Below are 13632 nucleotides of genomic sequence, written 5' to 3'. Positions count from 1 at the left end.
AAATTTAGAGGGACAAGTTTTAACATTCTCTCTATCCCCAATAACACAGCCCCCTCAAGCTCAGTCTTGGCCGCTCTCTCCCCTCTAGGTGCAAGCATGGGAAACGACTATAATCAGTGAGGTGATTGCTGAGCACAACAAGCGCTATGACGGAAACCCCCGATTCAACCACGACTTCAACCTCCACAGAAACCACCACAGCGGCAGCACGTCAACTGCTGGGCATGAAGGGTGCTAAAAGTGGCGAGACCAATATCTGGAAGATTCGCCTGCAATTAATGAAGCCGATTACGTGGATTCCCCTGATCTGGGGTGTGATCTGTGGTGCCGCATCGTCGGGAGGCTTCACGTGGAGTCTGGAGGATGTTCTCAAGGCAGCGACCTGTATGCTGCTGTCGGGACCTTTGATGGCCGGCTATACGCAAACGCTCAACGATTACTACGATCGCGAGATTGATGCGATTAATGAACCCTATCGTCCCATTCCGTCGGGGGCGATTTCCCTCAATCAAGTGCGAGCACAAATTATCTTCCTCGTGGTGGCGGGTTTGGCGCTGGCAGTCCTGTTGGATCTCTGGGCAAACCATCCCACGTTACCAATCACAAAAATTGCCCTACTGGGGGGCTTTTTGGCCTATATCTACTCTGCACCGCCCCTGAAACTGAAAAAGAATGGTTGGCTGGGAAATTATGCTCTAGGGGCGAGCTACATTGCTTTACCATGGTGGGCCGGTCATGCGCTCTTTGGGGAGTTGACGCCAACAATTGTGATTCTGACACTGATTTACAGTCTGGCGGGCTTGGGCATTGCCATTGTCAATGACTTCAAAAGCGTTGAGGGCGATCGCCAGCTGGGCTTAGCCTCCCTACCGGTGATGTTTGGCATCACGACCGCCGCATGGATTTGCGTCCTGATGATTGATATTTTCCAGTTGGGAATTGCCGGCTACCTGATGGCGATTCATGCCAATCTTTATGCAGTGCTGTTGATTTTGCTGATTATTCCCCAGATTATGTTCCAGGACATGTACTTCCTGCGGGATCCCTTGAAAAACGATGTGAAGTACCAAGCCAGTGCTCAACCCTTTCTGGTTCTGGGGATGCTAGTGGTGGGTTTAGCCCTTGGGCATACGCTGGTGTAGTTGGGGGGAATGACAACATCGCTGATCTTCAAGGTAGAAAAGGGGGGCGATCGCCTCGATAGTTTCTTGGCGCAGCAGTATCCTGACCTCTCGCGATCGCGCTGGCAGCAATTGATCCAACAGGGGCACGTACGCCTCAATGGCCAAGTGTGCGATCGCAAGAATTATCCCCTTGGTGGTGGTGAAGTGCTGGAGGTGGTGCTGCCTGAGCCGGAGCCGTTGGATTTAGTGCCTGAACCCCTGCCCCTGAGTATTCTTTATGAGGATGATGAGTTACTGATTCTCAATAAACCGGTGGATTTAGTGGTGCACCCTGCCCCCGGTCATTGCCAAGGTACGCTAGTTCATGGTCTGTTAGCCCACTGTCCTGAATTGGCGGGTATTGGCGGTGTGCAGCGGCCGGGGATTGTGCATCGCCTAGACAAAGACACCTCTGGGGTCATGGTTGTCGCTAAAACGGAGTTTGCCCTACACCATCTGCAACAACAATTGAAAGCACGGCAAATGCAGCGCCACTACCTTGGTGTCGTCTATGGTCAACCCGCCGAAGACACTGGAACTGTAATTGCGCCCATTGGTCGTCACCCGGTAGATCGTAAAAAGATGGCGGTGGTGCCCCCTGCAAAAGGCCGCACAGCAATTACCCATTGGTTTGTAAAGGAGCGCTTTCGCCACTGTGCCCTTGTGGAGTTTCACCTTGAAACGGGTCGCACCCATCAAATCCGCGTTCATGCCGCCCACTTGGGTTGGCCGCTGTTGGGGGATCCCCTCTATGGCCGAGGCACGCCACTAAAAGTGAAGCTTCCCGGCCAAGCTCTCCATGCCTATCGCTTGCGCTTACAACATCCTCGTACTGGTGAAGAGATCGTGGCGATCGCTCCTCTACCAGAACATGTAGAGAAACTATTGCGACTATTGCGCCAGTAAGTTCTTAATTGAGATTATCCTCGTTTCGATGGAGCTAAGCGGATTCGAACCGCTGACCCCTTCAATGCCATTGAAGTGCTCTACCAACTGAGCTATAGCCCCGAATCAGCAGAATCCTATCTTCGCCCAAAGGACTACCCTTTGTCAACTCCCCGTTACAAAGCAAACCTCTACTCAGGAGCGCTACCCAAGTGTTCTCGTGCTTGGTGCTGGCGCGATCGCCCTCTCGATCAAAGGAAGTATCAAGTACCCAGTGTATAGTGGGTGTGAGTGCTGAGCAGGTAGGACTTTGAGATTCTTATTGTCCCCCTTGCAGTTGATATGGGTACGAATGAATCGCGATCGCTCCCCCCTGAATCCAACCCTGAAGTATGCGGGTGTGCTGCGGCAAGTCTCCCCGGAAGTGGCGCAGTTTTGGCTCTCCCAAGAGGAGGTGACGATTATTGGCCGCGACCCAGATACCTGCCATATTGTCCTTGACGCCCACATTTATACTTCTGTTTCCCGCCACCATGCCCAACTCACCTGTCAAAAACGGGGGAGTATTCCCGTGTGGGCGATCGCAGACCTCGGGAGTGTTAATGGCACCTATGTCAACCAACAGCGAGTGGAAACATTAACTGTGCTCAATGCGGGCGATCGCATTCAATTGGGGCGCCAAGGGCCTGAATTTGTCTTGGAATATCTTCCCCTCACCGAAGTCGTGAGCACCCAGCCCGATCAACCTCTTACCCTCACCCAACTGCTGCCTATTTTTGCCATTCATCCCGACTGGGTGCGCAAAGCCTATCTGGTACCGGGGATTGTTACGGTTGTTGCCGTCATCCTACTGTTTGCCACGGCTGGCTCCCCCGATGCCTTCAAAGTCATCTTGGCGCTGTATTTGGGGAGTGCTGCCTATTACTTTATCTATCAACTCTGTGGCAAACGCAAACCTCTGTGGGTTCTGCTGGGCACTCTGACGCTGGAAATTTTGATTCTGCAAAGCCCGATTTTGCCAGCCATGATCTATCTCTTTCGCACAGTTTTACCCGGCCAACTGCACCCGCCCCATCCTTCATTTTGGGTGTTATTCAGCCGCAACTTCATTGGCGCCGGATTAATGGAAGAGCTACTCAAGGCCTTGCCAATGATCGTTGCCTATGGGTTGGGGCGGTGGCTTCCTAGTCGGTGGAAACATCAGGTAGGTGTGTGGGAACCCCTCGATGGCATTCTTTTGGGAGCAGCCGCTGGCCTCGGTTTTACGTGGACAGAAACCCTTGGGCAATATGTTCCTAATATCGCGGGTCAATTTGGTAACTTAGCGGGTCTGCAAGTGCTGATCCCACGGGTATTGGGGTCATTGACAGGGCACATGGCCTACACGGGATATTTAGGCTATTGTGTGGGACTGAGTGTGTTGCGACCCCGTCGAGCACCCTTGATTTTAATGGTTGGCCTCGGTCTTGCGGCCTTTCTCCATGCCCTCTGGAATACGGCTGCCGCCCGCTTTGGTCCCATGGGCTTGGCAATGGTGGGGATTTTGGCCTATGTGTTTCTCACCGCCGCGATTTTGAAAGCGCGTCAATTGTCTCCGACGCGATCGCAAAACTTTGCCACCCGTTTTTATGGTTATCGCTAGCGCGAATCTTTACTGCTGCTAACGGGATGCTTACTGATGTTTGACCAAAGTGACAAAGTTGCGGAGTAGTTGCAGGCCGATCTTGCCGGACTTTTCGGGATGAAATTGACAGGCAAAGACATGGTTGCGAGCGATCGCTGCCGTGACTGTTTGCTGGCCATGGCGCACCGTTGCGGCCACTAACTCTGGCTCATCAGGGGCGACAAAGTAGGAGTGAACGAAATACACCCAAGGGGTTGGCGGCAAATGTTGCCAAAGGGGACAGGTTGATTGCGTTAGGGTCAGTTGGTTCCAGCCCATGTGGGGGATTGTCAGGCCGGGTTCAGATTGAAAGCGTTTGACTTTACCTGCAAAAATGCCAAGGCCGGGTTCTGTTCCCTCTTCACTACATTCAAAGAGGACTTGGAGGCCAAGGCAAATTCCCAAGAAGGGCATGCCTTGCTGAATCACCTGCTGAATGACCGGCACCAGTTCCCGCTCATGGAGATGGGTCATAGCGGGGTCAAAGGCACCCACACCGGGGAGTACCACAGCATCCGCAGCACAAATGTCACTGGGGCGATCGCTCACTAAGGGTCTTGCCCCCACCACATCAAGGGCTTTACTAACGGAATGTAGGTTGCCCATATCGTAGTCAATAATGGCGATCGCGGGTGCGCTCACAGAAAGCCTCTCCCAAAGGGTAACCCTACCTATTCTACAGGGGTGTTCATCACTGCCTGCCTTGCATCCCGCACAATGCGAATCCCGCCCCAAAGCACGAGGCTAGCAATGCCAAAGCCAACAATCAAATCGGGGTAAGGAGACTGAAAGAGGGCGACCAGACCCCCAGCAACAATCACGCTGATATTGGCAATGACATCGTTTTGGGTAAAAATCCAGCTCGCCCGCATATGCACCTCCCCCTGCCGATGTTTGGCAATCAGATACAGACAGCAAGTATTGGCTACTAGCCCAAGGAGGGCGATCGCCATCATCCAATCCGCCTCTGGGGCACTACCGCTGACAAACCGACGAAGAACATCCAGCAAAATCAAGGCGGCTAACGTTATTTGAAACAGGCCACTCAGACTTGCGGCACGGGTTTTCTGTTTGAGCGATCGCCCCACCGCAGAAAGGGAGAGGCCATAGACGAGAGCGTCAGCCAGCATATCGAGAGAATCAGCAATCAAGGCAGTGGACTGGGCAAGAACGCCCGTGGTCACCTCTACAAAAAACATCACCAAGTTGATGAGCAGCACAGTTCGCAGCGTTTTGCGCTCCGCCGCGTTTCTTGCTTCGATGTGGCAATCACAGTCTGACATGGGCTAGTCTCAAACGTATCTAAATATCATGCCTAAAATAGCCATAAGGTAGCCATGCCCCCCTTAACCGCATTGTTTAGTTAATTAATGTTGTAAGTTAGCCAATAATATAGTTACTATGACCATAACCACGGTGTGAGGACTCCACTCTTCCCCAACTTTTCTAGACTGTCTCTGAAGACCTCCCTTTTCCCATAGCAGGGTGGGAAGCAAGGGATGCTATCTCTGGAACCTCTTAGTCCACCGCAGCACCCATGGCAAAGCTTGAAGACCTGACCCGCGGTACAACGGTCAAAGGCATTCTCCCAAATCAACCTGTCACGGTGATTGACGCAACGTGGTATGGAAGTGACGTTGTTGAGTTGACCTATAAGGATGTCAATGGACAGCCTCACACAGAACTGCTGTTTCGCGATCGTGAACCCGCCTTGGAGATTGTTAGTGCAGCTCACCGCTGGAGTTTTGACGGAGACGGGGCATTATTGCGGTTGGTGTCTGAAGCTCACCGCATTCGACTGGCGCACCTATTTGATCCGTTGCTAGCAGTGCATACCTCATTGGTGGAGCCTTTACCCCATCAAATTACAGCGGTGTATGGCCAGATGCTACCGCGTCAACCGTTGCGGTTTCTCTTGGCAGATGATCCGGGGGCAGGCAAAACGATTATGGCGGGGTTGCTGATTCGAGAATTGCTGATGCGGGGGGATTTACAGCGATGTCTGATTGTTTGCCCGGGTAGTTTGACAATGCAGTGGCAGGAGGAGTTATCGCAAAAGTTTCACCTGCCCTTTGAGATACTCACGAATGACCGAATCGAAGCAGCTCGTAGCGGCAATGTCTTTACAGAAATCCCCCTGCTGATTGCTCGCTTGGACAAGCTCAGCCGCGATGAAGACCTGCAAGCCAAGCTCAAACAAACCGATTGGGACTTAATTGTTGTTGATGAAGCCCACAAACTTTCTGCCTCATTCTTTGGCGGCGAGATTAAAGAAACCAAGCGTTATAAGTTAGGTAAGTTACTATCTACCCTCGCTCGTCATTTTTTGCTGATGACGGCAACACCCCACAATGGCAGAGAAGAAGATTTTCAGTTATTTCTGGCACTTTTAGATGGCGATCGCTTTGAAGGATGCTTTCGAGACGGTGTACACACTTGCGATGCTTCGGATTTAATGCGGCGAGTCGTCAAAGAAGATTTAGTCAAATTTGATGGCAGACCTTTATTTCCAGAACGCTTAGCACACACCGTAAAGTATCTTCTGTCGGATTTGGAAGCAGCTCTTTACAAGCGAGTGACTGATTACGTCAGGGAAGAATTTAATCGTGCAGAAGCCTTAGAGAGTGATCGTCGCAAAGGCACTGTGGGCTTTGCCTTGACGATTTTGCAACGCCGCCTTGCCTCCTCCACCCAAGCAATTTACGAATCCCTGCGCCGCCGGCGGGAACGGCTAGAAAAACGACTGCGGGAAGAAAAAATTGCGCGGCGAGCAGACAGAACAAGGGACGCTTCTCAGCTCTTTTTTCCTGCTTCTCTGATGTGCTCAAATGATTCAGATGAGGCACTGGAGGATTTATCTGCTCAAGAACAGGAACAATGGGAAGAAGAACTCGTTGATCAAGCAACCGCTGCTCAAACAATTGCTGAACTGGAAGCGGAAATTCAGCAACTGCGTCAACTAGAAGCACTGGCAAAAAAGGTGTGGCGCAGTGGTCAAGATCGCAAGTGGGAGGAATTATCCAAACTCCTACAAAACCAGAAGGAAATGTTTGATGCGGGTGGTCATCGGCGTAAGTTAGTCATTTTTACTGAGCATCGCGACACATTGAACTACCTAGTTGATAAAATCACCAATTTGTTGGGTTCTAAGGAAGCCGTCGTTGCCATTCACGGCGGAATGGGGCGAGAAGAACGTAAAAAAGCTGAGGAAGCTTTTAAGCAAGATGTAGCAGTGCAGATTTTGGTTGCGACCGATGCTGCCGGAGAAGGAATTAACCTACAGCGGGCACATTTGATGATCAACTATGACTTGCCTTGGAACCCTAATCGCTTGGAGCAACGGTTCGGGCGAATCCATCGCATTGGTCAAACAGAAGTGTGTCATTTGTGGAATTTGGTTGCTGAGGAAACTCGTGAAGGGGATGTGTATTTAGCCCTACTGAAAAAGCTAGAAATTCAGCACCAAGCCCTAGGGGGCAAAGTTTTTGATGTTTTGGGGAAGGCGATCGCTGGCAAGGAGTTGCGGGAGTTAATGATCGAGGCCATTCGCTATGGTGAGAAGCCACGGGTGCGGGCAAAATTAGAAACCATTATTGATAATCGCTTGGATATCAACCGGCTACGAAGACTGCTAGAGGAACGCGCACTAGCTCGTGATTCCATGGACATCAGTCAAGTCCAACAGATTCGCCAAGAAATGGAACGGGCTGAAGCTCGCAAACTGCAACCTCACTATATTGCTGCTTTTTTCCTAGAGGCATTTCAGCGTCTAGGGGGTAGCATTCGCCACCGCGAACCAAATCGCTATGAGATTACCCATGTCCCAACGCAAATTCGCGATCGCGACCGTCTCATTGGCATGGGTGCCGCAATTCCAAAACGGTATGAGAGGGTTTGCTTTGAAAAAAGCTTGATGAGTGTTGCTGGTAAGCCCTTGGCAGAATTTATTTGCCCCGGTCACCCTTTGCTGAGTGTTACCATTGACTTGATTCTGCAACGGTATCGGGAAGTTTTGCGCCGAGGGGCAATTTTGGTGGACGAAAATGATCCCAGCGAAGAGATAAGAGTTTTAGTCTATTTGGAACATGCTATCCAAGATGGCCGCGTTGAGCGAGATGGGCAACGGCGAGTCGTCTCGCGGCGGATGCAGTATGTGGAGATGCGGGTAAGAAGAAGTGAGGACAGAGAAGAGAGAAGTGAGCAACAAAGCCTCCATTTATCTTCCTCTTCTCTTGCCTCTTTTCTCTCGCCTCGAAACGCCGGTTATGCACCTTACCTTGACTATCGCCCCTTGGCGGAAACTGAAAAACCTCTATTGGCGCCGCTGCTGGATCAATTGCCCTCTGGAGATGAGATTGAGAAGACCGCGATGAGTTATGCGGCTTGCCGTCTTGTGCCTGAGCATCTTCAAGAGATCCACCAACAAAAGGAAGAACTCATTGACAAGACGATCAGAGCCGTCAAAGATCGGCTGACCAAAGAGATTAACTACTGGGATCATCGGGCGGCGGAGTTGCGTTTACAAGAGCAAGCCGGCAAAGCCAATGCCAAGCTCAATTCTGCCAAAGCCCAACAACGAGCTGACGAGTTGGCTGCACGTCTGCAAAAGTGTCTAGCAGAATTGGAACAGGAACGCCGATTATCCCCCTTGCCACCCGTGGTTGTGGGTGCGGTGCTAGTGGTGCCGATGGGGCTATTGCAGCGGCTACAGGGAAAACGAGAATCACCCCCCCCTATCTTTGCCAAGGAAACTACGCGGGTAGAACGAGCGGCAATCGCAGCCGTTATGGCGATGGAGCGATCGCTGGGATATGAACCGCGGGATGTGAGTGATCAGAAGTGCGGCTATGACATTGAATCCTCTGCTCCCCTCTCTCCTAGTGGGAGAGGGGCTGGGGGTGAGGGGCTCCGATTTATTGAGGTGAAAGGTCGGGTCGAAGGGGCAGAAACAGTTACCGTCACTAAAAACGAGATTTTGACCGCCCTGAATAAACCCGATTGCTATATTTTGGCCCTGGTACAGGTGCCTGTGGATGAGAATTTCCCCGAACGAGATGCCTTTGCCGTGCGTGAGGCGAGTGGAGATTATCAGGTGCAGGGCAAGGGCTGTGTGGTGCGCTATATTCGTCAGCCCTTTCAACGGGAGCCAGATTTTGCCGCCAGTAGCATCAACTATAACTGGCAAGACCTTTGGGACAATGGCTATGACCCACATCAAGAATACAAAAATAATCTCAAGGAGGGTTAGCATGAATGCTCACAAACTAGCGGTAACTCTAAAGCAAGATGGCACCCTTCTACTAGAAGGCCTCCCATTCCGCGCTGGAGATACAGTCGAGATAATCTATTTATGAGGCGATCGCATGTTGCCTTAGATTAACCGTTCACTCGTAAGGATATGGCTCAATGGCTTTGATTGCAAATCTCAACCCTTGGATAAATGTGATGTGCGATCGCATTATTGAGCAGTTTCATCCACTCAAAATCATCTTATTTGGTTCCTACGCTAGGGGTGAAGCCACAGCTGACAGTGATATTGACCTGCTGGTGGTATTTCCAGAATTATCCAGTAAGCGGGAGATAACGATAGCTATTCATAGGGTATTGGCAGATCTGCCCGTGGCTAAGGATATTGTTGTTATGACACCTGGAGAACCCTATGCATGCCCATAAGCTAACAGCAACTCTAATCGAGGATGGCACCTTGGTGCTGAAAGGATTACCCTTTCACACTGGTGATACCGTAGAAGTCATTATTCTGGAGCAGCCGAAGGAGAACCCATTAACTCGGCCAGAGCAAGTCAGCCCCCCCCCACAAGGAACTGTGCTGCGCTACAACGAACCCTTGGAAACAGCCGCAGGTAACGACTATCTCGATGCGGTAGCAGCAACCTTGATCGAGTGGAATTCGGAAGCGGATGACTTAGCCTACAGCCATCTATGAGTAACCAGTTAGAACAGTTTGATGTGGTCGTGGTACCGTTTCCCTTTACAGATAGAACGGCAACGAAGCGTAGACCAGCCTTGGTTTTGTCAGATCAGAAGGGCTTCAATACGCCCATCGGCCACAGTGTTATGGCGATGATTACCACAGCTACCCATTCCCCCTGGCCTTTGGATGTGCTCATTCAAGATCTGAGTTCGACTGGGTTACAAGTACCCTCAATAATTAGAATGAAGCTATTTACGTTAGATCATTCGATGATTCTCAAAAGCATTGGCCAGCTAAGCGATCGCGATGCCACCGCTGTGAAAACGGTCTTGCAGCAGCTATTCAAATTGTCTCTATAGTTCCTCCTATGCCCTACCGCAAAAAGCTCATTGAAGTCGCCCTGCCCCTAGAAGCCATCAACATGGAATCTGCCCGCGAAAAATCCATCCGCCATGGGCACCCCAGCACCCTCCATCTCTGGTGGGCACGCCGCCCCCTAGCCGCCTGTCGTGCCGTCCTATGGGCTTCGCTCGTCGATGATCCGAGTAGCTGGCCCGATAAGTTCCCCACCGAGGCAGACCAAACGCGGGAACGGCAGCGGCTATTTGATATTTTGGGACGGATTGAGACGGAAACGGATAAGAAAGGGAATCAGAAGCAGGTCGTCCGAGGGCTGGTGTCGTGGGATGACATCAATGATCCGAAATCGGGCGTGTTAGAGGCAGCCCAACGGGAGATTGCGCGGTGTCTAGCGTGGGAACGGGGCGAGGAACCACCCACAAAGCCAGATGCCGTGCGGGACTACATTGCCCAGTATGCCCCGCCAGTGTATGACCCGTTTGCGGGGGGTGGGTCGATCCCGTTGGAGGCGCAGCGCTTGGGGCTAGAAGCCCATGCCAGTGATTTGAATCCGGTGGCGGTGTTAATTAATAAGGCATTGATTGAGATTCCGCCAAGGTTTAAGGATCAGGCTCCGGTGAATCCGGAAGATCGCCCTCACTCCCTAAACCCCTCTCCCCAAGGTCGAGAGAATCCCTCACCCCCCAGCCCCCTCGCCCACAAGGGGCGAGGGGGAGTTGAGACTAGCTTGAATCGCTGGTATGGGGCACAGGGACTGGCGGCGGATGTGCGCTACTACGGGCAGTGGATGCGCGATGAGGCATTTAAGGGGATTGGGCATCTGTACCCGCAGGTGAGGGTGATCCGATCGGCCGATGGTTCGCTTCATCCCCTGGTTCCTTCTCCCACTGGCGGGGAATTGCTGCATACTCCCCCTCATCCGCCAACCCCTGCTCCCACTGGCGGGGAATTGCCGTTCCCGCATACTCCCCCTCATCCCCCAACCCCTTCTCCCACTAGGGGAGAAGGGGAGCAAGAGCGTTGGGAGATTTCTGAGGCGTTGCGTAAACAAATGACAGCGATCGCTCGCCAACTGCGTAAACGGCAAACTCGCAGTGAGGAGATTCTCTGGCAAGCTCTTCGTAATGGACAACTGGAGGGACGCAAGTTTAGACGGCAACAGCCCATTGGGGCGTTTGTTGTGGATTTTTTCTGTGCCGCAGAACGCTTGATTGTTGAGGTAGATGGCTCCATTCATGACTCCGAGGAACAGCAAGCCCTCGATCGGCAGCGTCAGCGCTTATTAGAGTCTCTGGGTTTGCGTTTCGTGCGTCTGAGGGCTGAGGCAGTGGAAACCGATCTTGCGGCTTGCCTCCACCTCATTAAATCCCATTTCCTTACTTCCAGTTCAACTCCCCTCTCCCCTCGTGGCAGAGGGGCCGGGGGTGAGGGGGCCGAATCCCTCACCGTCATCGCTTGGCTATGGGCAAGAACGGTCAAATGCCCCAACCCCGCCTGTGGCTGCCAGATGCCCTTGGTACGGAGTTTTCAGCTTTCGACGAAGAAGGGGAAAGAAGCTTGGGTCGAGCCAGTTATCGATCGCCACCCCCATCCCATCAACAGAGAAGAGGGACAAGAAGAAACCCTGACTCCCCTCTCCCCTGGTGGGAGAGGGGCTGGGGGTGAGGGGGTAAAGGTTCGATTCGTCGTCAAATCAGGCCAAGGCAAAGCCCCTGAAGGAACGGCAGGTCGCAAAGGGGCACGCTGCATCGCCTGCGAAACACCTGTGCCGTTGGAATATATACGCCAAGAAGGCCGCGCCGGACGCATGGGACAGCAATTGATGGCCATTGTCGCCGAGGGTCAAAATGGCCGGGTGTATCTGGCACCCACAGAGGAACAAGAAGCCATTGCTAATTCAGCACAACCCACTTGGAAACCGGATACAGAGCTTATTTGTAAATCTGGGGTTATCAATGCACCACTTTACGGCATGACCAAACACGCCGATCTCTTCACCCCGCGTCAATTGGTTGCCCTTACCACCTTCAGCGATTTGGTGGGGGAAGCACGGGAAAAGGCGACTCAGGATGCCATTGCCGCTGGCCTACCCGATGACAATGTGCCTCTGCATGAGGGCGGCACCGGGGCAAGAGCCTATGGAGAGGCGATCGCGACTTATCTGGCGTTTGCTGTCGATCGAAGTGCTGATAAATGGGCGGCTCTTGTTGTTTGGGATAGCACCAGAGAAGCAGTTGAACATGTTTTTGGTCGTCAAGCAATACCGATGGTATGGGATTTTGCAGAAGCAAATCCATTCAGTGATTCGACTGGTAACTTTAATAGTGCCATTGAATGGATTATTAAAGTTTTGGATAGAGCATATCCAAACAATTATGCAAAAGCTACCCAACATGACGCAACCGCCCCCCATCCCCACGACACCACCCCCAAACTCATCTCCACCGACCCGCCCTATTACGACAACATCGGTTACGCAGACTTAGCAGATTTTTTCTATGTCTGGCTGCGGCGTTCTCTCAGTTCTATTTATCCCGATCTCTTCAGCACTTTGCTCGTTCCCAAAGCTCAAGAATTGGTCGCCACGCCCTATCGTTTTGGTGGCAGCAGAGAAAAAGCGAGGGAATTTTTTGAAACGGGTCTGGGCAAAGCGTTTCAACGCATCAACCAAATTACTCGTGCCGACTACCCCACCACCATCTACTACGCTTTCAAACAAACAGAAGAAGACTCCTCATCCCCCGATCAGCAAGGAGGAGAAGCAGACATAGACGACCCTCTAGTTCCTCTCTCCCGCTCTGGGAGAGGGGCTAGGGGTGAGGGCAGAGCCTCCACCGGTTGGGAAACGATGCTGGAAGGGTTGATCCAATCTGGCTTTACCATTGACGGCACCTGGCCCATGCGCAGTGAAATGAGTAATCGCATGGTCGCATCTGGCACCAACGCCCTCTCCTCCTCCATTGTCCTTGTCTGCCGTCCCCGCCCTGCGGATGCCCCCAAAATCACCCGTCGCCAATTCCTCACCGAACTCAAACGCGAACTGCCCAAAGCGCTGCGTACCCTCCAGCAGGGCAACATTGCCCCCGTTGACCTTGCCCAAGCCAGCATTGGGCCGGGGATGGCAGTCTATTCTCGCTATGCCGCCGTCCTGGAAAACAATGGCACCCCCCTGCGTGTCCGCACCGCCCTGCAACTGATCAACCAAACCCTCGACGAATACCTCACCGAACAAGAAGGCGAATTCGACAGCGACACCCGCTGGGCACTCACCTGGTTTGAGCAACACCAATTCAACGCAGGCGCCTATGGCGATGCCGAAACCCTCAGCAAAGCCAAAAACACCACTGTTCAGGGCATGGTCGAAGCCGGCATCGTGGAAGCCAAGGGCGGCAAAGTGCGGTTGATCAAACGGGAAGCCCTCTCCCCAAGGGCGAGGGAGGAGCAGGGCATATCTTCTTCCCTCTCCCCACGTGGGAGAGGGGTCGGGGGTGAGGGAAACAACTGGCTGATCACCCAACTGCTCATCCATACTTTTGGACAAACAAGGGGAAACCGGCGCCGCCGAACTTTTTGCTCAATTGGGCGATCGGGCCATGATTGCCCGTGACTTGGCTTATCGGCTGTATAGT

Annotated in this window: 10 protein-coding genes and 1 tRNA gene; 8 read left to right on the top strand and 3 right to left on the bottom strand. The window is 52.5% G+C overall.

Features of this window, described 5'->3' with window-relative positions; genetic code table 11:
• Nucleotides 1-146 precede the first annotated feature (146 nt).
• Both chlG and NBE99_RS03770 read left to right on the top strand, forming a co-directional pair.
• A complete protein-coding gene (chlG, locus tag NBE99_RS03775; protein ID WP_250683167.1) occupies nt 147-1142 on the top strand; it encodes a chlorophyll synthase ChlG in 996 nt (331 codons plus the stop codon).
• A gap of 9 nt (nt 1143-1151) precedes the next feature.
• A complete protein-coding gene (locus NBE99_RS03770; protein WP_250683166.1) occupies nt 1152-2069 on the top strand; it encodes an RluA family pseudouridine synthase in 918 nt (305 codons plus the stop codon).
• 29 nt (nt 2070-2098) lie between these two features.
• On the opposite strand, the gene NBE99_RS03765 is transcribed toward NBE99_RS03770, so the two are convergent.
• A tRNA-Ala gene (locus NBE99_RS03765) sits at nt 2099-2171 on the bottom strand.
• A gap of 229 nt (nt 2172-2400) precedes the next feature.
• Between NBE99_RS03765 and NBE99_RS03760 the strand changes: the two genes are divergently transcribed.
• Nucleotides 2401-3690: a PrsW family glutamic-type intramembrane protease gene (locus NBE99_RS03760; protein ID WP_250683165.1), complete on the top strand. Its 1290-nt coding sequence runs from the start codon at nt 2401-2403 to the stop codon at nt 3688-3690.
• 30 nt (nt 3691-3720) lie between these two features.
• Here NBE99_RS03760 and hisH read toward each other — a convergent pair whose 3' ends face one another.
• Both hisH and NBE99_RS03750 read right to left on the bottom strand, forming a co-directional pair.
• Nucleotides 3721-4317 (bottom strand): imidazole glycerol phosphate synthase subunit HisH, encoded by a 597-nt coding sequence (gene hisH, locus NBE99_RS03755; protein ID WP_399371037.1) that lies wholly within the window; start codon nt 4315-4317, stop codon nt 3721-3723.
• 65 nt (nt 4318-4382) lie between these two features.
• A complete protein-coding gene (locus tag NBE99_RS03750) occupies nt 4383-4994 on the bottom strand; it encodes a cation diffusion facilitator family transporter (RefSeq protein WP_250683163.1) in 612 nt (203 codons plus the stop codon).
• A gap of 254 nt (nt 4995-5248) precedes the next feature.
• Here NBE99_RS03750 and NBE99_RS03745 point away from each other — a divergent pair, with 254 nt between their 5' ends.
• The 5 genes from NBE99_RS03745 (at nt 5249) to NBE99_RS03725 (ending at nt 13610) form a co-directional block, all read left to right on the top strand.
• The gene (locus NBE99_RS03745; protein WP_250683162.1) at nt 5249-8959 is read left to right on the top strand and encodes a helicase-related protein; all 3711 of its coding nucleotides are present in this window, start codon (nt 5249-5251) and stop codon (nt 8957-8959) included.
• Nucleotides 8960-9117: 158 nt separating this feature from the next.
• Nucleotides 9118-9384: a nucleotidyltransferase domain-containing protein gene (locus NBE99_RS03740; protein ID WP_250683161.1), complete on the top strand. Its 267-nt coding sequence runs from the start codon at nt 9118-9120 to the stop codon at nt 9382-9384.
• Nucleotides 9371-9655 (top strand): hypothetical protein, encoded by a 285-nt coding sequence (locus NBE99_RS03735; protein WP_250683160.1) that lies wholly within the window; start codon nt 9371-9373, stop codon nt 9653-9655. The genes NBE99_RS03740 and NBE99_RS03735 overlap by 14 nt, the downstream gene beginning before the upstream one ends.
• Entirely contained in the window at nt 9652-10002 is a 351-nt protein-coding gene (locus tag NBE99_RS03730) for a type II toxin-antitoxin system PemK/MazF family toxin (protein ID WP_250683159.1), read from the top strand. The genes NBE99_RS03735 and NBE99_RS03730 overlap by 4 nt, the downstream gene beginning before the upstream one ends.
• 8 nt (nt 10003-10010) lie before the next feature.
• On the top strand, nt 10011-13610 hold the full coding sequence (locus NBE99_RS03725) for a DUF1156 domain-containing protein (RefSeq protein ID WP_250683158.1): 3600 nt from the start codon (nt 10011-10013) through the stop codon (nt 13608-13610).
• Nucleotides 13611-13632 lie beyond the last annotated feature (22 nt).

The sequence above is a fragment of the Thermosynechococcus sp. HN-54 genome, assembly GCF_023650955.1.
Classification (GTDB): Bacteria; Cyanobacteriota; Cyanobacteriia; order Thermosynechococcales; family Thermosynechococcaceae; genus Thermosynechococcus.
The sequence above is the reverse complement of the archived record's forward strand: the minus strand, read 5'-3'. Positions and strand labels throughout refer to the sequence as shown.